Here is a 23,795-nt window from a genome sequence, read left to right on the forward strand (position 1 = left end):
GAATTACTGGGCGGGAAGGGCGCGCGGTTTACCCTCATTATCTACCGCGACGTAGATAAACAGCGCTTCGGTTGCTTTGTAGCGCTGGCCGATGGGTTCAGACGACACCTTCTTGACCCACACTTCCATATTGATGGTTATCGACGTATTGCCGCGCTTCACGCAGCTGGCGTAGCAGCACACCACGTCGCCGACCGCGACCGGGCGTAAAAAAGTCATGCCGTCGACGCGCACGGTCACGACGCGACCGTGGGCAATCTCTTTGGCCATAATCGCCCCGCCAATATCCATCTGCGACATCAGCCAGCCGCCGAAAATATCGCCGTTAGCGTTGGTGTCCGCCGGCATCGCCAGGGTGCGTAATACCAATTCGCCCTTCGGCGTAAGATCTGTTGTTGTCATTCTATACTCTGTACTAGTCAAAGATGATCAGGCGGATGCTACTATGAAAATGACGCTGAGAGAATAGGGAATACGCCCGCGATAGCGGGCGTGAGGGGTTAGAAGGAGATCGTGACGCCAGCGTAATAGGCGCGACCCGGTTCGTTATAGGTCGAAGCCCCTTCGTTTTCACGATAAATTTGCTTATCGAACAGGTTACTGATCCCGGCGTTCAGGCGCAGGTCTTTCATTAGCTGATAGTTGCCGCCGATACCAACCACGGAATAGGAGCCCACTTCATTGGTGGCCAGTACGCCGTTTTCAGTACGAATTTCCGCATATTCCCGCGGTTTCTGCCGACCGTACAGAGTCCAGTTGACGTTCGCCGAAAACTTGCTGGTCACCTGCCAGTCAAGCAGGGTATTGATGGTGTATTTCGGAATAACGGACAGCGGGTTTCCGGTATCTTTGTTTTCCGATTTGATCATATAAGTGGCATTGGTGCGCCAGCTGAGCGTATCGACAATGATCGGAACCAGCAGCGTGCCTTCAAGGCCTTCGACGACCGCTTTCCCGCCGTTCTCCCACTGCAGGATATTCGCTCCGGTCGCGGTATTACCCAGTATCTCGGTGCCGGAGACGATTTTGTTTTTGTAGTCGTTGCGGAACCAGGTGACGCCGGCGTTGTAACCGTTCAGGTTAAACTCAAGGCCTATCTCCTTGTTGATACTGATTTCCGGATCGAGGTCCGGGTTACCCAACAGATAGCAGTTGCCATCGGCAATACTTATCGGGCAGCCGTTACCCCGCGTAGAAAGCAGATAGCCTTCACTCGACTGATACAGGTTCGGCGCTTTAAATACCCGGGCGATGCCCGCTTTGACCTTAAACATATCGCCCAGATCCTGCGACAGGTTCAGGCTCGGGCTCCAGTTGCTGCCGAAGTCGTTATGATAGTCGAAGCGCAGACCTGGGATAATATTGGTGCCCGGGGTCGCTTCGATATTGTCTTCCAGATAAATACCGGTCAGGGTGGCGCTGTTTTTAGGGCTGCGTTGTGAAGGATCGCCCGAAATCCCGGGGAGAGCATCCGTGGTGGTGGTGGCCTGCATGGACGCCGGATCGTTTAGCTCATCGCGATTCCACTCCATGCCCAGAGTCAGGGTCTGTTCAGCGAGCCAGTTGAAGGGGAGATTCACCTCTGCGGTTGAGCGCCACGACTCCAGGCGGCTGGTGTCATAGACATCGCTGTTGATCATCCCTTCAACGCGGCCGGTGGTGCCCTCCTGCAGGCGGGTATTGTTGGTTTTTTCGTAGTAGACGCCTGCCTTCGACTGGCCCCAGTCCCAGATCCCATTGTAGGTCAGGCCCCAGGTCTGCCGATATAGCCGGTTGGTTTCCTGACCGTACAGCGTATCCACCAGGCCATTTGGGCTCATATTGCTGTTGCTGTACTGCGTATCGCCGGCATAAATATTGCCCTGGCGGCTATAGGCGTAGCTAAAATCCAGGATCTGCTGCGGCGTAACTTTCCACGACAGCAGGGCGTTAATATCTTTGTTGCGTACCCCTTCGCGGCCCGCCGCGTAAGAGCCATTTTGCGCGCGGTTAATATCCCAGGCATCGGGCTCCGTTTTGTTAATGTTGCCGTACAAACGCATGGTCAGGGCATCTCCCGCCAGCGGTCCGTTGAGGCTGAAGTTAGCCCGGTTGGTGGCGCCTTCTTTATTATTTTCCGGCTGATTGGTATACAGCGAAAGCGAGCCGTGCCAGTCGTTGGTGGGGCGTTTGGTGATGATATTGACGACGCCGCCCGCGGCGCCTGAGCCGTAGCGCGCTGCGGCAGGGCCGCGCAGAACTTCAATGCGTTCCACCATTTCCGGCGGTACCCAGTTGCTGTCGCCGCGGGTATCGCGCTCGCCGCGCCAGCTATAGCGCACTGAATTGCGGGAGGTGACGGGCACTCCGTCGATAAGAATCAGCGTGTTTTCCGGTCCCATTCCGCGAATGTCGATCTGACGGTTATTGCCGCGGCTGCCGCTGGCGCTGTTGCCGGTCAGGTTGACGCCGGGCATTTTACGGATGATTTCTGAGAGATCGTTAACCGGGGGATCTTTAGCAATATCTTCCGCAGTGATGATCGAGACGCCCGGCTGCTGCTTCAGCGCCTCTTCGGCGGTGCCATGAACCACCATGGTCTCCGTATCCTGTTCCACCTCTTCGGCGAAGACCCCTGGGCTGAGTAAGCCTGCAATGGCCAGGGCCAGGGGGGTTGCTATGTGATTTTTCTGCGTTCTCATTATAAATATCCATATCAAATCATGAAAAATTGAGATCGAGAATATCAATGATAATCATTATCGTTTCAATAAAGCGACGCTAATCTCCATTAAATCCTCACAATTGCCGCAACTTTCCGGCATGTGGTAGATATCATGAAGAAACCGGCGAGCCTGAACCCTCCGGTTTCCGGGCGCGTTCGTCAGGAGGTGGGGGTTTCGTTGTCGGTTTTTTGACGGCCTGTTTGCGATTGGTACCACGCCGGGAGCTCAGCCAGTCTGATGCCGGTCGGGACATAGCTTTGTTTCAGGCAGGCTATGCGCTGGGAACGATAAATACCGGTATAGCCCGAGACCAGCCATGCCACCACGCAGGCCAGCGCCGCGTAAACACCGATTTCCGCGCTAAACAGCTCAATCGCCATCAGCGTCGAGGCGATGGGGGTATTCGCCGCGCCGGCAAAGACGGCGACAAAACCTATCCCGGCCAGAAAACCTGGCGGCATATGCAGCAGCGGCGCCAGCGCATTGCCCAGCGTCGCGCCGACGTAAAACAGCGGGGTGACTTCGCCACCTTTAAATCCGCTGCTTAAAGAGACAACGGTGAAGATCAGTTTGCCGAAGCAATCCCACGGCGCCAGCTGATGTTGGAAAGCGTCTACTATCACCGGTATGCCCAGGCCAATATAGCGCTCTCCGTGCAGCAGCCAGACGGCGCCGGCAATCGCCAGTCCGCCAATAAACGGCCGCAGCGGCGCGTAGTGAATCCGTTTTTTCATCAAGGCGCCGACCGCATGCGTGCTGTCGGCGAAAATGCGTGCCGCGAGGCCAAAGCAGCAGCCGGCGATAATGATGGCCAGCAGCGTCCAGAGCGTCAGCGTGGGAAAGCCGGTAATAAAGTAGTGCGTATGCTGCACGCCCCACATGATGCCGACCCGATCGGCGATAATCGCGGCAAACAGACAGGGAAGAATGGCGCTGTAGTCCATCCGTCCGATAGCCAGGACCTCGAGCCCGAATAGCGCTCCGGCGAGAGGGGTACCGAAAACCGAAGAGAAACCGGCGCTGATCCCGGCCATCAGTATCATTCGCCGGGCATCGTCGTTAAGACGGAAAAGGCTCGTAAAACGGTCGGCAATCGAGGCACCCATCTGCACCGCCGTGCCTTCACGCCCGACGGAGGCGCCAAACAGATGAGAAACAACGGTGCCGAAAAAGACCAGCGGCGCCATGCGCAAGGGAATGATGCGCTGAGGGTCGTGAATCTCTTCCAGAATCAGGTTATTGCCGGCCTCCACGCGGGTGCCGTAGCGCAGGTAGAGCCAGCCGACGGCAAAACCGGCCAAAGGCAGGAGCCCGATAAGCCAGCGGTGAGCTTCACGCGTTGCCGTGGCCCACTGCAGTGAGAAAAGAAAAAACGCCGATGCCGTACCTGCCAGCACCGCGATGATAAAGGCGAGGAGCAGCCATTTTCCGAGGAAGAAAAGCAGAGAGAGTGATGAAAAGCGGTTTGCACGCATCGTCAGTTCCTTAGAAGATTAACCTTCCCGGACGCGGTGCCTGCAATTCAGATATGCCTGCCCATTCCCGGTCCGGGAATAAAAAGCAGGCATCATTAGCCACATGGCGGTTCAAGGAGGAATGCCATCTCCTGTGAGAAACAGCTTACATTACGAATCGTTTCAGCTGAAGCGATTTATGCGGAGAGGGGAAAAGCGAAGAACGCGGCACGCCGTCCGGCGTGCCGTGGGAAAGCCAGCTTAGTGGTTGTCGTCCTGCGGCATATGGCGATAGATATACACGCCGCTCAGCAGGGTGAATACCAGCGTCAGGGCGGTCAAACCAAAGACCTTGAAGTTGACCCAGATATTCTGCGGCAGCCAGAAAGCGATATAGATATTCGCCAGTCCGCAAAGGATGAAAAACACCGCCCAGGCCAGATTCAGACGCGACCACACCTGCTGCGGCAGCGTCAGCTCTTTACCCAGCATGCGCTGGATCAGCGGCTTCTTCATCACCCACTGGCTAAACAGCAGCGCGCTGGCAAACAGCACGTAGATAACCGTCACCTTCCATTTAATAAACTCATCGTTATGGAAGAAGATGGTTAATCCGCCAAATACGGCCACCAGCACAAAGGTAATCAGCGCCATTTTCTCGACTTTACGATAGCGCACCCAGCTGTAAATCAGCACGATGGCGGTAGCGATAATCAGCGCGGTCGTCGCGGCGTAGATATCATAAAGCTTGTAGAATGCGAAGAAGACTACCAGCGGTAAAAAATCCAGAAACTGCTTCATACATCGATTCCGTCGTTCAGGTTGGGGCAGGGAGCACCCGCCCCGGATTAGGTTAGTTACGAATGAGCATATACAAGCGAAATAAATAGATCAGCAACAATGCGGAGATAAGATTGCTGAGGGTATTTATTACCACCGCGCCAACGTTTGGCGTCAGGACCGCGAAGCTGGAGGCAAACAGCAGCAGCAGCGTTTTCGCCAGCAGCCAGCCGATAATGGCCGGCGCCACCAGACGTACGTTGGCCCAGGCCAGACGCATACTGCTACGCATGGCGCTGAAAATCCCCATTTTATCCTGCACCAGCATAACCGGTGCGAAAGAGAGCACGATAGCCAGCAGGACGCCCGGCACCACCACCAGCATCATTCCCATCTGCACGATAAACGTCGTCAGCAGGATCAGCAGCAGCAGCTTTGGCAGCACCGGCGCAGAAGCGCCGATCGCACGCAGGGCGCTGACTCGCTGGCCGGCGGAGACCATCTGAATCATGAGCAGAACGCCGCCGGCAAGAATGGCGTTACCTACCAGTCCTGAGAAGGTGGAGGCCGCAGACGCGCGCAGCAGGATTTGCTGCTGCTCCGGCGTCATGCTCTGGACCAGTTCAAACAGCCCGCCGCTACCCGCCAGGCTATCGCCCTGGCTCAGTATTGACAGCTGCTCTTCACTGGGTGAAAAGGCATGGCCAAGTACTACCGTAATGAACGCGCATAGCAGCGCAATCAGCAGGATAGTAACGAACTGATTGCGGAAAAAGTTCCCGGTGTCACGGTAGACGGACTTCGCCGTGATAGACATGCATTCTCCTTGAGTATTGCAGGTGTTAACTAGCCGGCGATTGTACCGCAAATCGCGGCTGGGTAGCAGTCTCTGCTCCTGCAGGCTAAGTATATCTTTGTAAATAGAAGAGGAAATCAGCGACGCGCTGCTTTGAGTGTCATAAAGGAAGAAATTTGATACGACACGCTTCTCACTGATTGTATTGAGAAAGTGAAAATTAATCTGGATCAATAAATGTTAAATTTGCCCACTTAATGTGATCTATGTTGGATCAAACATACTTCAATGTAGGTATATTCTGGCGCTGAATAACCATAATGAGGAAGTGGGTATGAAAAAGTTAGCAGCGGCGGTTGTTATTCTGAGCAGTCTTTCCGGCAGCAGCGTCTGGGCGCATGAAGCCGGTGAATTTTTTATTCGCGCGGGTTCGGCAACGGTCAGACCGACCGAAGGCGCGGGCGGCACGTTAGGCAGCCTGGGGGGCTTTAACGTCAGCAATAATACGCAACTGGGTTTGACGTTCACCTATATGGCAACGGATAACATCGGCGTTGAACTGCTGGCCGCCACGCCGTTCCGCCATAAAGTCGGGACCGCGGCAACCGGCAATATTGCGACCGTTCACCATTTACCGCCGACGCTCATGGCGCAGTGGTATTTTGGCGACTCCAGCAGCAAGCTGCGTCCATACATTGGCGCGGGTATCAACTACACGACCTTCTTCGATGAGAGCGTGAACGATACGGGTAAAAAGACCGGCATATCCGATCTGAGCCTGAAAGACTCCTGGGGGGCGGCAGGACAGGTGGGGATGGACTATCTGATTAACCGCGACTGGCTGATTAACATGTCGGTGTGGTACATGGATATCGACACCACCGCCAACTATAAGCTGGCGGGCGCGCAGCAGCACGACAGTATTCGTCTGGATCCGTGGGTGTTTATGTTCTCTGCCGGATACCGGTTCTAAAGTCTCAGGTAAAGCTGGTCGCAATGACCAGCTTTATTGCACGTCCCGACGCGAAGTCCGCAGCTGCGATTGTCGATGCGTCATTTGCCGCAAGCACTCCGCGGAACGTCCGCGTCAACCGCTACTCATTACCCCATTTATTCAGGAATACCGCGATATCATCGATGCGCTGCCGATCGATGCCCGCTTGTATGGCCATCTCTCCCTGCGCCTCCTCGCTGATTTCTTCGTTATTCATCAGCCGCGTAATCAGCAGTTGAAAATAGCGCGCCAGGGGCTCACGTTCTGACTCGCTGACGGGCTCGGCGGACTCCGTCGAATACTCATCCGCAATGTCGTAATATTTCAGTGGTACTTCCTCGTGCATAAATCGCTCCCGGTTGACGTTGTGCCTGTATTTTCTGGCTTGAATAATATCACCCCTGCCTGGCTTTAGCTCAGGAACGCCCGGAAAAACGTATGACTAGCCCACACTATGCGCAACGGGAGGGTAACGCCCCGCCATCGGGGAGTAAGGATGTTCGTGCGACATGCGCTGGCCTTTATTAAGGCTATTGGTACGGTTGTTCCGTTTGGAGAGTTATTAAACATCTGGTTTCTAATGCTATGTTATTTGAGCTGCACGTTTAATGAGAAAACTCTTGCCGCGACACCATCGATTCTGAAATAAAAGCAAATGGCTTGTTGGAATAATACGCCGTGCTCTATGATGCCTCTGCCTGTAAATGTCTTTTCTTTTATATCCAGGGTGTTTTATGAGTAATTTACTTCTTTTATTTATCTCCATCTTGCTATTGGTTATTTCCGTATACAATGGCGTGGCTTATTTTAATGAGATCAGAAGACGACGTAATGTGTTTCGTTGCTTTTATACTTCTGACGATCGTGACGCTAGGTCATAAACTGTTTTCTTTTCTCTAGCACGTTTAGAAACTTATTAAGATCGGTATTGCTTTCAATCTTAAAGTCATGCATGACATTTTTCTTGTGAGAATACACTGTTTTATAGTTAATGTTCAATTTATTTGCGATTTCCAGCTGGTTAAGCCCAAGACTCAGGGCATAGACGACCTTTGACTGCGCCTGGGTAAGCGATTTACAGGGACAGTTAATGCAGCGGCTAGTCTGCGGGCGATATCCTGTTTCATTGTCCGTCCAGGTGAATGCATAAACATGAAGTTTTATTTTATTTCTTATCGCCGGAAGCGAATCACCTTTATATAAAAACAAACAATCTTTAGTACAGTTGGGGAGTTCACTTTCCGAACATTGATTTTCCCTTTCCTGAATAATAAATAGTAAGCTTTTCGTGGTTTTATATTTCAACTCATCATGACATAAAAATATTTCTCCGGGTGCCATTTCGGTGAATATGATGTGAGCCTCTGCGATGTTACCGGGGGTGTAGCTATCTACAAAAATGAGGTTTTCCTCGTGGGCTACGCTTTCCTGCATCAGCTGCTTGATGGCATATCGGGTGTAGATATTTTTGGTATTGATTAAAATGGTTATCATAAATAAAGATTCACATGCTTATGAATAAATAAATCAGAATTAAAATAGTGTCAGGGCCTGATGATGGCCATACGTAAAACTAAGAGGTCTAACGGTAATGAGTGGTTTAACAAACTGCAAATAAGATATTGTAGAGTTTTTTAAAAAGCAATATTTCTATAGAAAATGAGAATTCAGATATTTTTCATAGGAAAAATCTTATCTTTCAAATAGATAATAAGCCTTTTTGGGTTTTTTAACTGAGATCGTTTTTATTTATTTTTGTCGTGCACGAAAAGCTTAGTGTCCGTATTGCTTTACTGGTAAGATTTTGGCTGAGGATGAATTGATCAGGGTATTCTTAAAAGCAATGAAACGGGCAATTTTTAATGAGGTGGTGGAGTGGATTGAATCCCGCCTGACAATCAATCCGTCCGTTGATGATATCGCCTGTGGGGTTGGGTATTCCCGGCGTTTTGTTTATAACCTGTTCCATGAGCAGGCCGGCCTTCCCGTCGGGAAATATATTCGCATGCGCAGAATGACGCTTGCCGCCGGTAAGCTAAAGCTGACTCAGCAATCAATTTCATCGATTGCCTGTTTACTGCACTTTGATTCTCATCAAACCTTTTCCCGTGAGTTTAAAAAAACCTTTGGGCTTAGTCCCGGAGCGTACCGGGATTCGACCTGTTGGGATATGTCGTTACTTTATCAGAAAGTGGCACCGCAGGGCGGCGGCGTACCGGCACCTTACCTTTGTTTTCTTGAAGAGCAGTCGTTTGCTGGATATGGATTCAACTATACGCTATCTCTGACTGATGATATCGCTACGCGAAAAGAGGTCACCCGGAGAAAAATTGCCGGCGGCGCGACAGGCGCAGACCGCGATATCTACATTCTCTCTGCATGTTCTCCCGCTGCGCACAATATATATAAAACAGCGATCAATGGATTCATCGGCACACCGTTTAATTCGCGGGTGGCTTCTTTTCGTGAGATACGGGTCGCTAAACGTGGGCTATACCTTGGTCTTGAATTTAGTGGCTCATGGGAAGAATTTATTTTTCTTTCGAATCATGTGTATCTGAAATACCTTCCTGAACTGGGGCTGTATCGACGTGAAGGTTATGATATCGAACGTTTTGTCCCTCAGGAAAATATTGCTTTAGGAAACGACCGGCCCATTTATACCCTGCATTATTATGTCCCGGTCGGTTATATTTAGATGATGGCAGCTTTGCCCAGTAAAAAGCGAAAATTGACTGCCATGAACCCGTCTGCAGGCCATTAATACGCATAGACTTATCACCACGGCACGTGATATCCGCGATAATCCAGATACTCTAATCCGGGACGATTTTGTTTTTCCAGCAGCACGTTCACCAGCGAGGGGATGGTCTCCGCCATGGTGAGCGGGGAGCTCTCGCCGCCAAGAGCCGTGCGGATCCACCCCGGCGCCATGACCACCATCGGATGCGATACGCTGGCAGGGCGGGCGGCAAAGCTGCGCATAAACATATTCAGCGCGGCTTTGCTCCCGCGATACAGCTCGCGCTGCCCGCCGGTATTATTGCTCAAACAGCCTTGTCCTGAAGACATAACGCCAATCAGCCCCTGCGGCAGCACCAGCGCCTGCAGATTTTCTATGACCCGCATCGGCGCGAGCGCGTTGGTCAGCATGACGTGAATAAACTCTTCCGTCGCGATCTCGCCGATGGTTTGTGTGGGATCGCGGTTGGTGGTGCCCGCATTGACGAACAGCATATCCAGCACGCTATCGGCAAGCGCATTGCGCAGCGCCGCGATCCCGTCGCTATCACAAATATTCAGCGCCTCAATGCGCACCCGTCCAGGATAAGCCTCGGCCAGATGGTGCAGCGGCGTCGTTTGTGAGAGATCGTGAGCCGCACGCTGACGCGCCTACGGCAGGTCACCGGCGACCCGCTACTGGTCAGAGCCGGGCGAAACATGGTGCTGACTCCGCACGCAGAAAGTCTGCAGGCGCGGGCAAAAAACGTTGTCTCCGAGATGCGCGCGGTGCTCAACGCTTCGCCTGCGCCGCTGAGTTTATCGACCCTCGAGAAGCAATTTACTTTGCGTACCAATGAGGGATTTATAGACGCTTTTGGCCCGGCGCTGGTGAACGCCGCCGCGCGGGAAGCACCGGGCGTGACGCTGGAGTTTGTCGCTAAGCCGGAGAAAGATGCCCGATTTTTACGCGAGGGGCGGGTGGACCTGGAAATTGGCGTACTGAAAAATATGGGGCCGGAGATCCGCCTGCAGGCGCTGTTTCGCGATCGTTTTGTCGTCGCGCTGGCCAAAAACCATCCGCTGGCCGCCTTTGCCGACATGTCGCGGGAACAATTTGTTTCCGTGGGGCACGTCATTACCTCCCGTCGCGGGTTGATACGCGGGCCGGTTGATGACGCGCTGGCGGCGTGTGGCATGCGCCGCAGGATTGCCGCGGTGGTGCCTGGTTTTTCCGCCGCGCTGGCCGTGGCCCGGGATTCTCAGCTCATCGCCGTTGTCCCGGCCTCCTGCCTGCAGAGCGCGGCGGGAAAAGAGATGGTCGCTTTTCCTCTCCCGGTGAGTACGCCGGAGATAACGGTGTCACAAATGTGGCATCCTCGCCACGAGCATGAATTGGCACATCGCTGGCTAAGGCAGCTGGTGCGCAGAGTGTGTCGACAACCATAAAAAAAGCCCGCACAAGTGCGGGCAAAAATACTGGAAGCAATGTGAGCAATGTCGTACCGAATACCTGAGCTGTTTGCTCAACTATTCAGTAATGAGAAAGATAATATTTCTCATTTAAGATATCAACCCCAACTTTTGTGCAGAAGCGATTTTTTTAATCGACGACAAAGACGGTGCGTTTCTGGCTGTCGTCCTGCGGCCACGCCGTGGCGACCTCGCGAAGCGGCCGGGGAGTCGTGGCGATAGTCAATCCGCCGGCGACGGCGGCCTGCAGCATCTCCCCGGTGGCGGCCAGCAGCTGGGGCACAGAAAGGCTGCCAATTCCGCTGCCCATCAGCTGCAGCGGCGAGGAGCGTAGCACCGCGCCATTGAGAGAGATATCGGCGGCGGAAAGGGAACCGACCTGAATAAAACGTACCGGCGCATTTCCTGGGCTGTGTTTTGCCAGCGCTGGCAGCAAAAGTTCGGCGCTACGTCCCCACAGATAATCGACGACGACATCAATCTGCTGCGCCGCCAGCCCGGCAAACTGCGTCCGTAAGTCCGCCTCATCCTGACTTAAGTTAACGGTTTCATCAGCGCCGAGGGCGGCCAGCTTCTCCACGTTTCGCCCGCAGGCGATCACTTTTCTGGCGCCGAGAAAACGGGCGATTTGTACCGCCAGCTGCCCGGCGCTGCCGGTGGCGCCGTTGATCAGTACCGTTTCCCCGGCTTTCATCCCGGCGCGTTTGACCAGCGCCGCCCAGGCCGACATCCCCGGATTAGCCATTGCCGCGGCGGTGATATCGTCCAGCGCATCCGGCAGCGGCAGACAGTGGTTTAAGGCGACGGGAGCCCGTTGCGCCATGCTGCCCCAGGGCGCGACGGGGAAGGCGAAATAGACGCGCTCTCCGCCGGGTAAGATACCGGTGCCGTCAATACCCGGGACAAAAGGCAGGCGGCCATCGAAACTATAATGCTTACCGGAGGCCCTGCCTTTCACTACATGACTGATGGCGGCTGCCCGAACCTCGACTAACGCCTGATGCTCACCGGGCTGCGGATCGCGAAAATCGGACCACACCGGCCCCTGCTGCAGGTCAAAAACCACGGCTGCTTTCATCGTCTTCTCCCCCTGTGGGATAGTTATGTGTAAAATGCACGTATCTGATAACAGCACTATACCCGGTTAACCAATATATGCAAGATGCACATAATAATTACGACATCAGCGGCTTTCACGGCGCGCTGCTCGATATCATCAGCGTGATGAACCAGCCGATGCGCGACGAGCAGATACTGCAGGCGGCTGGGGTCCAGCTCGATCGGATCCTCTTCCCGCTGCTGGTGGCAATAGGGCGCAGGGGACCCGTTGGGGTCGTTGAACTGGCGGATAGCCTCGGTCGCGATTACACCACCGTCAGCAGGCAGGTGAAGAAGCTGGAAGCGCAGCAGCTGGTACTCAAGCAGCCCAATGCAAAAGATCGCCGGATTAGCGAGGTGACGCTCAGCGAAGCGGGGCAGGCGATGATCGATCGTATCGCGGGAGCAAGAACGCGGCTGATGAATGAGGTGCTGGCCGGATGGACGCAAGAAGAGGTGATGGCGCTGTTTCGCCTGACGCGTAAATACGCCGACAGCTTACAGCTGAAATAACCGCCCGGCCCGGGGCCGGACGGCAGGCACGTTAAGCCGCTTTAGTGGCGGCTTTCAGGCTTCGGGCGAAAGCCTTGAGTTCCGCCAGCATGGCCTGCGGGTCATTCACGTTCCGCTCGATGATTTTGACGATGGCGGAGCCGGAAATTGCGCCGGCCGCGCCGGCCTCAATCGCGGCGGTAACCTGCTCCGGCGCCGAGATGCCAAAGCCCTGCAGCGGCGGCGCGGCGTGGTACTCGGCCAGCTTTTCAATCAGATGATGCAGCGGCAGCGCGGCGCGGTTTTCCGCGCCGGTCACGCCCGCCCGCGACAGCAGGTAGGTATAACCGCGACCGTAAGAGGCTATCTGGCGCAGCAGATCGTCATCGGCATTGGGCGGGCAGATGAAAATCGGCGCGATATTGTGGCGCAGCGCGGCCTGGCGGAACGGCGCGGACTCTTCCACGGGGACATCGGCAACCAGCACGGAATCGACGCCCGCGCGTTCGCACGCGGCGTAGAATTCATCGATGCCGGGGCTGAACACCAGGTTGGCGTACATCAGCAGGCCGATAGGAATGGTAGGGTGTTTCTGGCGAATCGCCGTCAGCATTTCGAAGCACTGCGCGGGCGTCACCCCGGCGGCAAAAGCGCGCAGGGTGGCGTCCTGAATGGTCGGGCCATCCGCCAGCGGGTCGGAGAAAGGAATGCCCAGCTCCAGCGCGTCGGCACCGGCTTCAATCAGCGTATCGATAATTTTCAGCGACTGTTCCGGATTCGGATCGCCGAGGGTGACGAAGGGAACAAACGCGCCTTCCCGGCGATCTTTCAGTTGTGCAAACAGCGTCTCGTAACGTTCCATCAGATTTCCCCTCGCGCTTTTAAAATATCATGTACGGTGAAGATGTCTTTATCGCCGCGGCCGGAGAGGTTAACCACCAGCAGCTGCTCTTTTTCCGGGTTTTCACGCATCATTTTCAGCGCGTGCGCCAGGGCGTGGGAGGATTCCAGCGCCGGGATAATCCCTTCATGGCGTGATAGCTCTTTAAAGGCCTCCAGCGCTTCGTCATCGGTAATCGACACGTAATCGGCGCGGCCAATGCTGTTTAAATAAGCATGCTGCGGGCCCACTGACGGGAAATCCAACCCGGCGGAGATGGAGTAGGACTCCTCAATCTGGCCTTCTTCGGTTTGCATCATCGGCGATTTCATACCGAAGTAGATGCCCACACGACCGTGCTTAAGCGGCGCGCCGTGCTCGCCGGACTCAATACCGTGACCTGCCGGCTCCACGCCAATCAGGCCAACAGCGGTTTCGTCGATAAAATCGGCGAACATGCCGATGGCGTTCGATCCGCCGCCGACGCAGGCGATAACCGCATCCGGCAGGCGACCTTCTTTCTCGAGGATCTGCGCTTTGGTCTCTTCGCCAATCATGCGCTGGAATTCACGCACGATGGTCGGGAACGGGTGCGGACCCGCGGCGGTGCCGAGCATATAGTGGGCTTTTTCGTAGCTGCCGGACCAGTCGCGCAGGGCCTCGTTGCAGGCATCTTTCAGCGTAGAAGAGCCGCTATGAACCGGGATCACTTCCGCCCCCATCAGGCGCATGCGGAAAACGTTCGGCGACTGGCGTTCGATATCCTTCGCGCCCATATAGATGCGGCACTTCAGGCCGAGCAGGGCGCTGGCGAGGGCTGAGGCCACGCCGTGCTGACCGGCGCCGGTTTCGGCGATAATTTCCGTTTTGCCCATCCGTTTCGCCAGCAGAGCCTGGCCGAGCACCTGGTTAGTTTTATGCGCGCCGCCGTGCAGCAGGTCTTCACGTTTCAGATACAGCGTCGTGCGGGTGCCTTCAGTGAGGTTGCGGCATTTGGTCAGCGCCGTCGGACGACCGGCGTAGTTTTTCAGCAGGTCGGTAAATTCGGCCTGGAATGCCGGATCTTTTTGCGCGCTGACGAACGCGTCTTCCAGCTGGCGCAGGGCGGGCATCAGGATCTGCGGAACGTACATTCCGCCGAATTCGCCAAAGTAGGGGTTCAGTAAAGTACTCATTGTTGCTCCTTAATATGCGCGCAGCGTTTGAAACACAGAGGACAGCTTGTCGGCATCTTTAATACCCGGCTGCGACTCTACGCCTGAATTAAAATCGAGTCCGGCACAGCCGCTTTTGGCGGCTTCTACGCAGTTATCGGCGCCGAGGCCGCCTGCCAGCATGACGTTATGCAGGTCCTGGCCCTGCAGCAGGGACCAGTCGAAACGCTGGCCGGTGCCACCCTGACCGTTGTCGAGAACGTATTTATCGACATGGCGCAGATCGCGCGGCGGTAGCGTTTCACCTACGCTGAGGGCTTTCCAGATTTGCACCTTCGGTGGAAGTTCGGCGCGCAGGGTATCAATATAGGTCTGGTCTTCGCTGCCGTGCAGCTGTACGGCGGCTAAGTCGAGGTTTTCCGCCCGGGCGATCACTTCCGCCACCGGGGTATTGCGGAATACGCCGACATAGCTCAGAGGCGCGCTGGCGATCACCGCTTGCGCCTGCGCCTCGTTCACCGCGCGCGGCGACGTCGGGACAAAAATCAGGCCGCCGTAGACCGCGCCGGATTCATACGCCACCTGGGCATCCTGGGGGCGGGTCAGGCCGCAGACCTTATTCTCGCCGAGCAGCACGCGCTTCACGGCGGCGTTGAGATCGGCGTGCTCCATCAGCGCTGAGCCAATCAGGAAACCGTTGGCGAAGTGGCTCAGTTCGCGCACTTCCGCGTAGGTATGGATGCCGGACTCGCTGATCACCGTGACATCGTGACCGAGCTTAGGCGCCAGGGTACGGGTACGGTTGAGATCAATCGACATATCGCGCAGATCGCGGTTGTTGATGCCGACCACTTTCGCCTTCAGCGCAATCGCGCGCTCCAGCTCCTCTTCATTACTCACTTCGGTCAGCACGCCCATGTTCAGGCTGTGCGCGACGGCGGAGAGCTGGCGATACTGCTCATCATCCAGCACTGAAAGCATCAGCAGACAGGCGTCGGCCTGGTAGTAGCGCGCCAGGTAAATCTGATAAGGATCGATGGTGAAGTCCTTACAGAGAATCGGCTGCGGCGCGACCTTACTGACCATCGGCAGGAAATCGAAGCTGCCCTGGAAATATTTCTCATCGCACAGCACCGAGATAGCCGAGGCGTAGTGCTTGTAGACGCCGGCGATGGCAGCCGGGTCAAAATCTTCGCGAATCAGGCCTTTTGATGGTGAGGCCTTTTTGCACTCGAGAATAAACGCGGTGCGGGTTCCGGCGAGGGCATCGTAAAAATTGCGCTGCGTCGGTACCACTTCATTTTGAAAACTGGCTAACGGTTGTTGTTGTTTGCGGGCTTCTACCCAAATCGCTTTGTCGGCCACGATTTTTGCTAAAACGGTCTGCATTTTTTACCCTCTTGCCGCTAATGCGGTCACTCTGTCATAGGCCGCTCCGCTATGCAGCACATCGATGACTTGCTGCGCGTTGGCCTTCAGGTCTTCGTGTCCATGTAAACGCATCAACATGGCGACGTTGGCGGCAACGGCGGCTTCGTGAGCGGCTTCACCTTTACCTTGTAGCAAGCGCGTAAGAATGTCACGGTTTTCTTCCGGCGTGCCGCCTGCCAGCTGCTCCTGATGGTAAGGCGTCAGGCCAAAGTCGGCGGCGGTGAGCTGGTAGCTCTTGATTTCGCCATGGTTCAGTTCCGCGACCACCGTCGGCGCGTGCAGCGACACTTCATCCATACCGCCGCTATGCACCACCGCAGCGCGCTGGTAGCCCAGCACGCGCAGGGTTTCCGCAATCGGCAGCACCAGTTCTGGGCTATAGACGCCAATCAGCGCCAGCGGCGGATGAGCCGGGTTGATCAGCGGCCCAAGCACGTTAAACAGGGTGCGGGTTTTAAGCTGCTGACGGACCGGCATCGCGTGGCGGAAACCGGTGTGGTACTTCGGTGCGAACAGGAAGCAAACGCCCAGTTCATCCAGCGCCTGGCGAGATTTATCGGCATTCATATCCAGGTTGATACCGAACGCCGCCAGCAGGTCGGAGGAACCGGATTTACTCGATACGCTGCGGTTGCCGTGCTTCGCGACCTTCAGGCCGCAGGCGGCGGCTACAAACGCGCTGGCGGTCGAAATATTGATACTGTTGCTGCCGTCGCCGCCGGTACCGACGATATCGGCAAACGGATAATCCGGACGCGGGAACGGCGCGGCGTTTTCCAGCAGCGCGGTGGCGGCGCCGGCGATTTCCTGCGGATGCTCACCGCGTACTTTCATACTCACCAGCGCGGCGGCCAGCTGCTCGGGTTTGACTTCACCGCGAACCACCGCAGAGAACAGCTGATGGCTCTCCTGCTGGCTCAGGGTTTCGGCCTGGTACAGTTTTTCCAGAATCGGCTGGAGGGTGTTGGTCTGCTCCAGCTTCTGCAGCGCCCAGGCCAGGGTTTGCTCCAGCAGGCGTGCCCCCTGGGTGGTCAGAATTGACTCAGGGTGGAACTGGAAGCCACAAACGCGATCCGCGTCGTGACGCACCGCCATCACCATACCGTTGAAGTGGGCGTTGATGGTGAGTCCGGCCGGGATATTGCTGCCCACCAGCGAGTGATAGCGGGCGACCGGCAGCGGATTGCTCAGTCCGGCAAACATCGCCTGGCCATCGTGCTCAATGCTTGATGCCTTCCCGTGAAGAATTTCACCGGCCTGACCGACGTAGCCGCCATAGGCTTCGACAATCGCCTGATGGCCGAGGCAGATACCGATAATCGGCAGCTTGCCGCGCATGCGGGTCAGCAACTCCGGCATGCAGCCCGCTTCGCTCGGCGTCCCCGGCCCCGGAGAAAGCATCAGTACCGGGTTTTTCATGGTGCCGATGCGCTCAATCAGCGCCTGCGCCGGGACGGAGTTGCGGTAAATCACCACGTTATGGCCGTTCGAACGCAGCTGGTCTGCCAGGTTATAGGTAAAAGAGTCGATATTATCGAGCAGCAGGATGTCGGCCATTAGAAAATCTCCTTCGCGTGGTGGGCCTGGGCGATAGCGCGCAGCACCGCGCGAGCTTTATTACGGGTTTCATCCGCTTCTGACTGGGGAACGGAGTCGAGCACGATACCGGCGCCGGCCTGCACCGTGGCGACGCCATCCTGCACGTAGGCGGAACGGATCACGATGCAGGTATCGAGGTCGCCGTGGGCGGTAAAGTAGCCCACCGCGCCGCCGTAGCTGCCGCGGCGTTTGCCTTCAGCGGCGGCGATTAGCTGCATGGCGCGCACTTTCGGCGCCCCGCTGAGGGTGCCCATATTCATACAGGCACGGTAGGCATGCAGCACGTCAAGATCGCGGCGCAGCTCGCCAACCACGCGGGAGACGAGGTGCATCACAAAGGAGTAGCGGTCGACTTTGGTCAGGTCGGCGACGTAGCGGCTACCCGGCGTACAGATGCGCGCGAGGTCGTTACGCGCAAGGTCGACCAGCATCAGATGCTCGGAGAGCTCTTTATGGTCGGTGCGCATCTCCAGCTCAATGCGGCTGTCGAGATCGCGATCCAGCGAACCATCCGCGCGGCGGCCGCGCGGGCGGGTACCGGCAATGGGATAGATTTCAATCTGGCGATTGGTGGCATCGTACTTGAGAGAACTCTCCGGCGACGCGCCGAAGAGGGTGAAATCGTTGTCCTGCATAAAGAACATGTACGGGCTCGGGTTGCTCTTCTTCAGCACATCATAAGCGGCCAGCGGCGACGGGCAGGGCAGCGAGAAGCGGCGTGACGGCACGACCTGAAAAATCTCGCCCGCGCGGATGGCGCGCTGCATTTTACGCACGACGGCGCCGTACTCTTCGTCGCTCTGATCGCAGTCGCAGCTCATTTCGGCAACCGTGGTCACCGGCAGCGGCGCCGGCGGCTCGTTTAGCTGCTGACGAAGCTGAGCGAGCCGCTGTAGCAGACGCTGTTTTTCGCTTTCCAGCGGCGTGAACAGGCTCGCCTGGATACGGGTATTTTTGGTCTGATGGTCGATAACCAGCAGCGTTTCCGCCAGATAGAAGCAGTAATCCGGGCAGGCGGTGTCGCTCTCCAGCGGCGGCAGGTCTTCAAAGCCAGCGACCAGGTCATAGGCGAACAGGCCGCCGAAGAACATCGCTTCGCGCTCCTCCTGCGGGACGGTTATCAGATCCTGCAGCAGGCGAAAAGCGTCGAATACCGAAAGTGAACACAGGCGAGCATCTTCATCCAACAGCGCGCTGACCGGCGGGAAGGTTAATACCCGGCTATTTGGCTGACGCTGGTTATCGATGCCGGATGGCAGCGCGCTATCCAGCAGTTCGAGTAACGCCGTACCGTTGGCGGAAAATGCGTGAATAGTGACAGTGTCACCTAGCGCGGTAATGCGCAGCGCGCTATCCACCAGCAGCAGGCTCTTTAAATCATCCTTACTGTCGATATCCGCGGATTCCAGCAGCAGGGTGGCTGGACGCGCGCCGCATAGCTGGTGGAACAGCGCCGTGGGGTTTTCCCGATAGATGGCGTCGCTGGTGAGAAGCTCGAGTGCCGGTTTTGATGTTTGCATTATTGTTGTCGCCTGTTCGCTATAATAATTTGTCCAATAAAAAGCCCGCTCATTGGCGGGCCGGGTATCTGTATGCTGAGTGCAAAACGCGATCACGCCGCCCGATAACAGGAGGTGCGCCACCAGCCGTGCAGAGTGATGAATTGCGTTTTCATTGTTGATACCCCTTCATGTGAACTTGCGTACTAGTTAACTAGTCCGAGGGATTAAAGTCAACCCCTGTTTGCAGATTTTCTCTATCAGTCGGTATGATAATGCGCTTATTACTATCCTTAATCACTTAAGCTGCAGAACCACAGTCAATCTGCCTGTGACTTAAAGTATGACGGGTACCGGTTCATGTCCAGCAGGAGTCATCTTGAGCAACACCAATTACGCAGTGATTTACGACCTGCACAGCCATACCATCGCCTCTGACGGGCGTCTGACTCCAGAAGAACTTGTCCATCGCGCCCACCAGATGCGCGTCGGCACCCTGGCGATTACCGACCACGATACCGTGGCGGCAATTCCCGCGGCTCAGCGTGAAATTGAACGTGCTGGTTTACCGTTGGCGCTGATAACCGGGGTGGAAATTTCCACGCTGTGGGAAAATCATGAAATTCATATTGTCGGGCTGAATATCGATATCCACCATCCGGAGATGACCGCGCTGCTCGATGAACAGAAAGCGCGTCGCCAGATGCGGGGTCAGCAGATCGCCGAGCGGCTGGAAAAAGCGCGGATCCCTGGCGCCTGGGAAGGGGCGCTGAAGCTGGCGGACGGCGGTGCGGTGACGCGCGGCCATTTTGCCCGTTTTCTGGTGGAGGCCGGCTATGCCAACAATATGGCTGACGTATTTAAGAAGTATCTGGCGCGCGGGAAAACCGGTTACGTTCCGCCTCAGTGGTGTACAATAAAACAAGCGATTGATGTCATTCATCATTCTGGCGGTAAAGCGGTCATTGCCCATCCCGGGCGCTACGATCTCTCCGCCAAGTGGTTAAAACGGCTGTTGGCCCATTTTAGCGAGCAGGGGGGCGATGCGATGGAGGTGGCGCAGTGTCAGCAGGCGCCTCACGAGCGCGCACAGCTTGCCGCTTACGCCGTGCAGTATGGCCTGGATGCCTCGCAGGGGTCTGATTTTCATCAGCCCTGCCCGTGGATCGAACTGGGCCGCAAACTTTGGCTACCCGCGGGCGTGGAAGGGATCTGGCGCAGTTGGGAAGTGGCCGTAGAACAAAATTGAGAGGGAAGTATGAGCCAGTTTTTTTATATCCATCCGGAAAATCCACAGGCGCGGTTAATTAACCAGGCGGTGGACATTGTGCGTAAAGGCGGGGTCATCGTCTATCCGACCGACTCCGGCTACGCGTTAGGCTGCAAAATTGAAGATAAAGGCGCGATGGAGCGGATTTGCCGGATCCGTAATCTGCCAAACGGCCACAACTTCACCCTGATGTGCCGCGATTTGTCCGAACTGTCGACCTATTCATTCGTTGATAACGTGGCCTTTCGTCTGATTAAAAACAATACCCCGGGTAACTACACGTTTATCCTCAAGGGCACCAAAGAAGTTCCGCGCCGTCTGCTGCAGGATAAGCGTAAGACCATCGGTATGCGCGTGCCGTCCAACCCGATTGCGCAAATGCTGCTGGAAACGTTGGGCGAGCCGATGCTCTCCACTTCGTTGATGCTGCCGGGAAGCGACTTTACCGAATCCGACCCGGAAGAGATCAAAGATCGTCTGGAGAAGCAGGTTGACCTGATTATTCACGGCGGCTATCTGGGCCAGCAGCCGACCACGGTTATCGACCTCACTGAAGATGCGCCGGTTGTGGTGCGTGAAGGCGTGGGGGACGTAACGCCGTTCCTGTAATGACGTCTGTTTCCATGGAAGGAATCGTCATGTAATGAATACCCGCTCGCCGCTTTTATTTGCCGCCGTTTAACGCGGCGTAATGCCGCGCGCCTTTTGATGGTTCATCCTCTGCAAAAGACCCTATTGTGCTACCTGGCTTCCATCAGCGCGCCATGCGCCCGGACGGAGGTGCGCGGTAAGTTGTGCTATGCTCGTAACGCAAAGAAGCATTCATCTTAAAGTTCGTGTACCATGTTCGCCCACGCGAGAAGGCGTGTCTCTGTTATGTCTGCTGTAGCAACATAGATAACGGCACGCGCTGATGCAAAAAATTTTTACAGAACAGGGTGTTAGGTTTCATTTTTCCTCGCGCCCTGTTTTTCGAAGTATACCAGACGCCTGGGAAGGCGACACCTTAAGGAAGCTCAATGAGCGAGAAATTACAAAAAGTGCTGGCCCGCGCTGGCCACGGCTCCCGCCGTGAAATCGAAGCCAAAATCGAAGCTGGCCGCGTCAGCGTCGATGGCAAAATCGCCACGCTTGGCGATCGCGTTGAAATTGTCCCGGGTTTAAAAATTCGCATCGACGGTCATCTGATTTCGGTGAAAGAGTCTGCGGAACAGATTTGTCGCGTGCTGGCTTACTACAAGCCGGAAGGCGAACTCTGTACCCGTAACGACCCGGAAGGGCGACCGACGGTGTTCGATCGTCTGCCAAAGCTGCGCGGCGCGCGCTGGATTGCCGTCGGTCGTCTTGACGTCAACACCTGCGGCCTGCTGCTGTTTACCACCGACGGTGAACTGGCGAACCGCCTGATGCACCCGAGCCGCGAAGTGGAACGTGAATACGCGGTGCGCGTATTTGGCCAGATAGATGATGATAAGCTGCGCCAGCTCTCTCGCGGCGTGCAGCTGGAAGACGGCCCGGCGGCGTTCAAAACCATCAAGTTTACCGGTGGAGAAGGGATTAACCAGTGGTACAACGTCACGCTGACCGAAGGCCGTAACCGCGAAGTTCGCCGCCTGTGGGAAGCCGTTGGCGTACAGGTCAGCCGCCTGATCCGCGTGCGCTACGGCGATATTCTGCTGCCGAAAGGCCTGCCGCGCGGCGGCTACACCGAGCTGGACCTGGCGCAAACCAACTACCTGCGCGAACTGGTTGAGCTTACGCCGGAAACCACCTCTAAGGTCGCCGTCGAAAAGGATCGCCGTCGCATGAAGGCGAATCAGATTCGCCGCGCGGTTAAGCGCCACAGCCAGGTGAGCAATAATAATAACAACCGTCGTTCCAGCAGCCGTAATAACGGTAACGGTTAATTATTCCAGTTCCGGCGGTCACCGCCGGAATTCTCCCTCCTGTGACTCCTTTCACACTTCTGCATAAAGACAAAAAACAGGAAATGCCCGGACAAATAACGCAAAGCGGTGCGCCAGGCGACGCCATATACTGAGGCCACTGATTACATTAACAGGTAGCCTAAAATGGAAACAGCAGGAAAACTTTCGGCAAGCTATGTGGTTATCGGCGTTAAAGAAAAAATAGGGTATGGTTTTGGCGATTTCGCCTCTAATTTATCCTTCGGCTTCGTTTCTCTGTTTTTACTTTTTTTCTATACCAATATTTACGGCATTAGCGCCGTACAGGCGAGCCTGATCTTTGTTATTGCCCGCGTGGTTGATGCGGCATTTAATATTCTGATTGGTTTTGCCATCGATAAAACCCACAGCCGCTACGGTAAGCTTCGACCCTGGTTGTTGTATGGTTCAATTCCGCTCGGCTTCTTAACGGTGCTCTGCTTTGTGCCTTTCGGCGGTGAGGCCAAATTCTACTTCGCACTGATTTCCTATACTATTTATTGCCTGGCCTATACGGCGGTAAATACGCCTTATTCGGCGCTGACCAACCGTTTAACCCAGCATGAAGCCTCCCGCTCATCGCTGTCGGTATACCGGTTTGTCCTGGCGATTGTTGGCTATCTGATTGTGTCCACTACCGCGGACAGGCTGATTTCCCCGTTTAGCGATAAACAGCTGGGGTACGTCTTCGCCGTCTCTTGCTTTGCGCTGCTGGCGACATTTTTGTTCCTTGCCTGCTTCGGGATGACCAAAGAGCGCGTTGGTGAAGAAGAGGAAGAGACTCCGGCGCCAACGCTGAGGGAAATGTTGAAGGCGGTGGCAGGCAACGCGCCGCTAATTAACCTTTCCATGTTCACCGTCTTTTTTTATATTGCCTATACCGTGTGGATGGCGATCGCTATTTACTTTATCAAATATATAATTGGTAGCGAAGGCTTTACCTCCACCTTCTTTATGATTCAGTCGGCGGCTTATATTGTCGGTACCGTTATTTCGGAAAAAATCATTGCGTTGATAGGTAAAAAGAAAATGACGCTGGTGGCGCTGTTGATCGGCATTGCGGGCGTACTGATGCAATATTTTATCGCTGGCGACAATATCTGGCTGATCATGACTGGCGTGTGTCTGTACAGTATTACGCTGGGGATGGGCTTTGTTTCAATGTGGTCAATGATTGCCGATACCGTGGAATATGCCGAGTGGCACCATGGGGTGCGCACCGAAGGCGCAATTTACGGTTTCTTTAATTTCATCACCAAAATAGCGATGGCCATCGGCGGCGGCTGCGCGGGCTGGATGCTGGACTATTACCACTATGACGCGGGCAACATTACCGCCAGCGCGATTAACGGCATTAACGTACTGATGACGCTATTTCCCGGCGCGATGTTTGCGCTCAGCGCACTGTTTGTCGCCTGCTATTCGCTGGATGAAAAAACCTATCGCGATATTGTGCAAAAAATCAGCCTGCGCAAACAGAACGCGCTTTAACCTCAGGGAGCC

21 protein-coding genes, 1 pseudogene, 1 riboswitch and 1 other annotated feature are annotated in these 23,795 nt (G+C 55.4%); of the genes and pseudogenes, 8 read left to right on the plus strand and 14 right to left on the minus strand.

Annotated features, from left to right (window positions below; genetic code table 11):
- Nucleotides 1–3: 3 nt before the first annotated feature.
- The 5 genes from yciA to ABLU88_RS00960 form a co-directional block, all read right to left on the minus strand.
- Nucleotides 4–402 carry an acyl-CoA thioester hydrolase YciA gene (yciA, locus tag ABLU88_RS00940; RefSeq protein WP_004850109.1) on the minus strand — a complete coding sequence of 133 codons (399 nt, stop codon included), beginning with the start codon at nt 400–402 and terminating at the stop codon, nt 4–6.
- Between the two features lie 98 nt (nt 403–500).
- Nucleotides 501–2,681 carry a TonB-dependent siderophore receptor gene (locus tag ABLU88_RS00945; RefSeq protein ID WP_348836104.1) on the minus strand — a complete coding sequence of 727 codons (2,181 nt, stop codon included), beginning with the start codon at nt 2,679–2,681 and terminating at the stop codon, nt 501–503.
- A gap of 182 nt (nt 2,682–2,863) precedes the next feature.
- Entirely contained in the window at nt 2,864–4,180 is a 1,317-nt protein-coding gene (locus tag ABLU88_RS00950) for a voltage-gated chloride channel family protein (protein ID WP_348836105.1), read from the minus strand.
- A gap of 79 nt (nt 4,181–4,259) precedes the next feature.
- Nucleotides 4,260–4,321, minus strand: a riboswitch (Fluoride riboswitch).
- A 99-nt stretch (nt 4,322–4,420) separates the two neighbouring features.
- Entirely contained in the window at nt 4,421–4,960 is a 540-nt protein-coding gene (locus ABLU88_RS00955; RefSeq protein WP_004101360.1) for a septation protein A, read from the minus strand.
- A 52-nt stretch (nt 4,961–5,012) separates the two neighbouring features.
- Nucleotides 5,013–5,756 carry a YciC family protein gene (locus ABLU88_RS00960; RefSeq protein WP_004850117.1) on the minus strand — a complete coding sequence of 248 codons (744 nt, stop codon included), beginning with the start codon at nt 5,754–5,756 and terminating at the stop codon, nt 5,013–5,015.
- A gap of 313 nt (nt 5,757–6,069) precedes the next feature.
- On the opposite strand from ABLU88_RS00960, the gene ompW reads away from it, so the two are divergent.
- Nucleotides 6,070–6,708, plus strand: coding sequence for an outer membrane protein OmpW (gene ompW, locus ABLU88_RS00965; RefSeq protein ID WP_004121296.1), 639 nt, complete (start codon nt 6,070–6,072; stop codon nt 6,706–6,708).
- A gap of 121 nt (nt 6,709–6,829) precedes the next feature.
- Here the strand turns inward: ompW and ABLU88_RS00970 are convergent, their stop codons facing one another.
- Complete coding sequence (locus ABLU88_RS00970) at nt 6,830–7,075, minus strand: YmjA family protein (RefSeq protein WP_014228996.1); 246 nt, start codon at nt 7,073–7,075, stop codon at nt 6,830–6,832.
- A gap of 524 nt (nt 7,076–7,599) precedes the next feature.
- Nucleotides 7,600–8,223: a LuxR C-terminal-related transcriptional regulator gene (locus ABLU88_RS00975; protein ID WP_025106977.1), complete on the minus strand. Its 624-nt coding sequence runs from the start codon at nt 8,221–8,223 to the stop codon at nt 7,600–7,602.
- Between the two features lie 310 nt (nt 8,224–8,533).
- Here ABLU88_RS00975 and ABLU88_RS00980 point away from each other — a divergent pair, with 310 nt between their 5' ends.
- A complete protein-coding gene (locus tag ABLU88_RS00980) occupies nt 8,534–9,427 on the plus strand; it encodes a helix-turn-helix domain-containing protein (RefSeq protein ID WP_224225757.1) in 894 nt (297 codons plus the stop codon).
- Between the two features lie 80 nt (nt 9,428–9,507).
- On the opposite strand, the pseudogene ABLU88_RS00985 reads toward ABLU88_RS00980, so the two are convergent.
- Nucleotides 9,508–10,101: pseudogene (locus ABLU88_RS00985) on the minus strand (SDR family oxidoreductase); the annotation flags it as partial.
- Here ABLU88_RS00985 and ABLU88_RS00990 point away from each other — a divergent pair.
- On the plus strand, nt 10,102–10,899 hold the full coding sequence (locus tag ABLU88_RS00990) for a LysR family transcriptional regulator (protein ID WP_241181430.1): 798 nt from the start codon (nt 10,102–10,104) through the stop codon (nt 10,897–10,899).
- A gap of 154 nt (nt 10,900–11,053) precedes the next feature.
- Here ABLU88_RS00990 and ABLU88_RS00995 read toward each other — a convergent pair whose 3' ends face one another.
- Nucleotides 11,054–12,001: a zinc-binding alcohol dehydrogenase family protein gene (locus ABLU88_RS00995; RefSeq protein ID WP_046878277.1), complete on the minus strand. Its 948-nt coding sequence runs from the start codon at nt 11,999–12,001 to the stop codon at nt 11,054–11,056.
- Nucleotides 12,002–12,078: 77 nt separating this feature from the next.
- Between ABLU88_RS00995 and ABLU88_RS01000 the strand changes: the two genes are divergently transcribed.
- Nucleotides 12,079–12,534 (plus strand): MarR family winged helix-turn-helix transcriptional regulator, encoded by a 456-nt coding sequence (locus ABLU88_RS01000; protein WP_046878276.1) that lies wholly within the window; start codon nt 12,079–12,081, stop codon nt 12,532–12,534.
- Between the two features lie 31 nt (nt 12,535–12,565).
- Here the strand turns inward: ABLU88_RS01000 and trpA are convergent, their stop codons facing one another.
- Genes trpA through ABLU88_RS01025 form a run of 5 tightly spaced genes read right to left on the minus strand, consistent with a single transcriptional unit; the run spans nt 12,566 to nt 19,097 of the window.
- Nucleotides 12,566–13,375, minus strand: coding sequence for a tryptophan synthase subunit alpha (gene trpA, locus ABLU88_RS01005; RefSeq protein ID WP_032749463.1), 810 nt, complete (start codon nt 13,373–13,375; stop codon nt 12,566–12,568).
- Complete coding sequence (trpB, locus tag ABLU88_RS01010) at nt 13,375–14,568, minus strand: tryptophan synthase subunit beta (RefSeq protein WP_004850131.1); 1,194 nt, start codon at nt 14,566–14,568, stop codon at nt 13,375–13,377. Before trpB ends, trpA begins: the two co-directional genes overlap by 1 nt.
- Before the next feature lie 9 nt (nt 14,569–14,577).
- A complete protein-coding gene (gene trpCF, locus ABLU88_RS01015; protein ID WP_025106981.1) occupies nt 14,578–15,936 on the minus strand; it encodes a bifunctional indole-3-glycerol-phosphate synthase TrpC/phosphoribosylanthranilate isomerase TrpF in 1,359 nt (452 codons plus the stop codon).
- 3 nt (nt 15,937–15,939) lie between these two features.
- Entirely contained in the window at nt 15,940–17,535 is a 1,596-nt protein-coding gene (trpD, locus tag ABLU88_RS01020; RefSeq protein WP_004850135.1) for a bifunctional anthranilate synthase glutamate amidotransferase component TrpG/anthranilate phosphoribosyltransferase TrpD, read from the minus strand.
- Nucleotides 17,535–19,097, minus strand: a complete 1,563-nt coding sequence (locus ABLU88_RS01025) for an anthranilate synthase component 1 (protein ID WP_014838210.1) — start codon at nt 19,095–19,097, stop codon at nt 17,535–17,537. Before ABLU88_RS01025 ends, trpD begins: the two co-directional genes overlap by 1 nt.
- A gap of 35 nt (nt 19,098–19,132) precedes the next feature.
- Nucleotides 19,133–19,228: a sequence feature (Trp leader region), on the minus strand.
- Nucleotides 19,229–19,455: 227 nt separating this feature from the next.
- On the opposite strand from ABLU88_RS01025, the gene rnm reads away from it, so the two are divergent.
- From rnm to ABLU88_RS01045, 4 genes are all read left to right on the plus strand, one after another.
- Complete coding sequence (rnm, locus tag ABLU88_RS01030; protein ID WP_224260283.1) at nt 19,456–20,325, plus strand: RNase AM; 870 nt, start codon at nt 19,456–19,458, stop codon at nt 20,323–20,325.
- 9 nt (nt 20,326–20,334) lie between these two features.
- Nucleotides 20,335–20,955, plus strand: a complete 621-nt coding sequence (locus ABLU88_RS01035) for an L-threonylcarbamoyladenylate synthase (protein WP_004850139.1) — start codon at nt 20,335–20,337, stop codon at nt 20,953–20,955.
- 410 nt (nt 20,956–21,365) lie between these two features.
- Nucleotides 21,366–22,253: a 23S rRNA pseudouridine(2605) synthase RluB gene (gene rluB / locus ABLU88_RS01040; RefSeq protein ID WP_004121268.1), complete on the plus strand. Its 888-nt coding sequence runs from the start codon at nt 21,366–21,368 to the stop codon at nt 22,251–22,253.
- A 165-nt stretch (nt 22,254–22,418) separates the two neighbouring features.
- Nucleotides 22,419–23,783: a glycoside-pentoside-hexuronide (GPH):cation symporter gene (locus ABLU88_RS01045; protein ID WP_014229008.1), complete on the plus strand. Its 1,365-nt coding sequence runs from the start codon at nt 22,419–22,421 to the stop codon at nt 23,781–23,783.
- Nucleotides 23,784–23,795: the final 12 nt, after the last annotated feature.

Origin of the sequence: Klebsiella sp. GW_Kp182 (assembly GCF_040062275.1) — a bacterium.
GTDB lineage: Bacteria > Pseudomonadota > Gammaproteobacteria > Enterobacterales > Enterobacteriaceae > Klebsiella > Klebsiella michiganensis.

What these genes read in the sequence shown, in the direction of transcription:
- yciA (WP_004850109.1), bottom strand. Translation starts at nt 402, where the DNA reads ATGACAACAACAGATCTTACGCCGAAGGGCGAATTGGTATTACGCACC.
- ABLU88_RS00945 (WP_348836104.1), bottom strand. Translation starts at nt 2,681, where the DNA reads ATGAGAACGCAGAAAAATCACATAGCAACCCCCCTGGCCCTGGCCATT.
- ABLU88_RS00950 (WP_348836105.1), bottom strand. Translation starts at nt 4,180, where the DNA reads ATGCGTGCAAACCGCTTTTCATCACTCTCTCTGCTTTTCTTCCTCGGA.
- ABLU88_RS00955 (WP_004101360.1), bottom strand. Translation starts at nt 4,960, where the DNA reads ATGAAGCAGTTTCTGGATTTTTTACCGCTGGTAGTCTTCTTCGCATTC.
- ABLU88_RS00960 (WP_004850117.1), bottom strand. Translation starts at nt 5,756, where the DNA reads ATGTCTATCACGGCGAAGTCCGTCTACCGTGACACCGGGAACTTTTTC.
- ompW (WP_004121296.1), top strand. Translation starts at nt 6,070, where the DNA reads ATGAAAAAGTTAGCAGCGGCGGTTGTTATTCTGAGCAGTCTTTCCGGC.
- ABLU88_RS00970 (WP_014228996.1), bottom strand. Translation starts at nt 7,075, where the DNA reads ATGCACGAGGAAGTACCACTGAAATATTACGACATTGCGGATGAGTAT.
- ABLU88_RS00975 (WP_025106977.1), bottom strand. Translation starts at nt 8,223, where the DNA reads ATGATAACCATTTTAATCAATACCAAAAATATCTACACCCGATATGCC.
- ABLU88_RS00995 (WP_046878277.1), bottom strand. Translation starts at nt 12,001, where the DNA reads ATGAAAGCAGCCGTGGTTTTTGACCTGCAGCAGGGGCCGGTGTGGTCC.
- ABLU88_RS01000 (WP_046878276.1), top strand. Translation starts at nt 12,079, where the DNA reads ATGCAAGATGCACATAATAATTACGACATCAGCGGCTTTCACGGCGCG.
- trpA (WP_032749463.1), bottom strand. Translation starts at nt 13,375, where the DNA reads ATGGAACGTTACGAGACGCTGTTTGCACAACTGAAAGATCGCCGGGAA.
- trpB (WP_004850131.1), bottom strand. Translation starts at nt 14,568, where the DNA reads ATGAGTACTTTACTGAACCCCTACTTTGGCGAATTCGGCGGAATGTAC.
- trpCF (WP_025106981.1), bottom strand. Translation starts at nt 15,936, where the DNA reads ATGCAGACCGTTTTAGCAAAAATCGTGGCCGACAAAGCGATTTGGGTA.
- trpD (WP_004850135.1), bottom strand. Translation starts at nt 17,535, where the DNA reads ATGGCCGACATCCTGCTGCTCGATAATATCGACTCTTTTACCTATAAC.
- ABLU88_RS01025 (WP_014838210.1), bottom strand. Translation starts at nt 19,097, where the DNA reads ATGCAAACATCAAAACCGGCACTCGAGCTTCTCACCAGCGACGCCATC.
- ABLU88_RS01035 (WP_004850139.1), top strand. Translation starts at nt 20,335, where the DNA reads ATGAGCCAGTTTTTTTATATCCATCCGGAAAATCCACAGGCGCGGTTA.
- rluB (WP_004121268.1), top strand. Translation starts at nt 21,366, where the DNA reads ATGAGCGAGAAATTACAAAAAGTGCTGGCCCGCGCTGGCCACGGCTCC.
- ABLU88_RS01045 (WP_014229008.1), top strand. Translation starts at nt 22,419, where the DNA reads ATGGAAACAGCAGGAAAACTTTCGGCAAGCTATGTGGTTATCGGCGTT.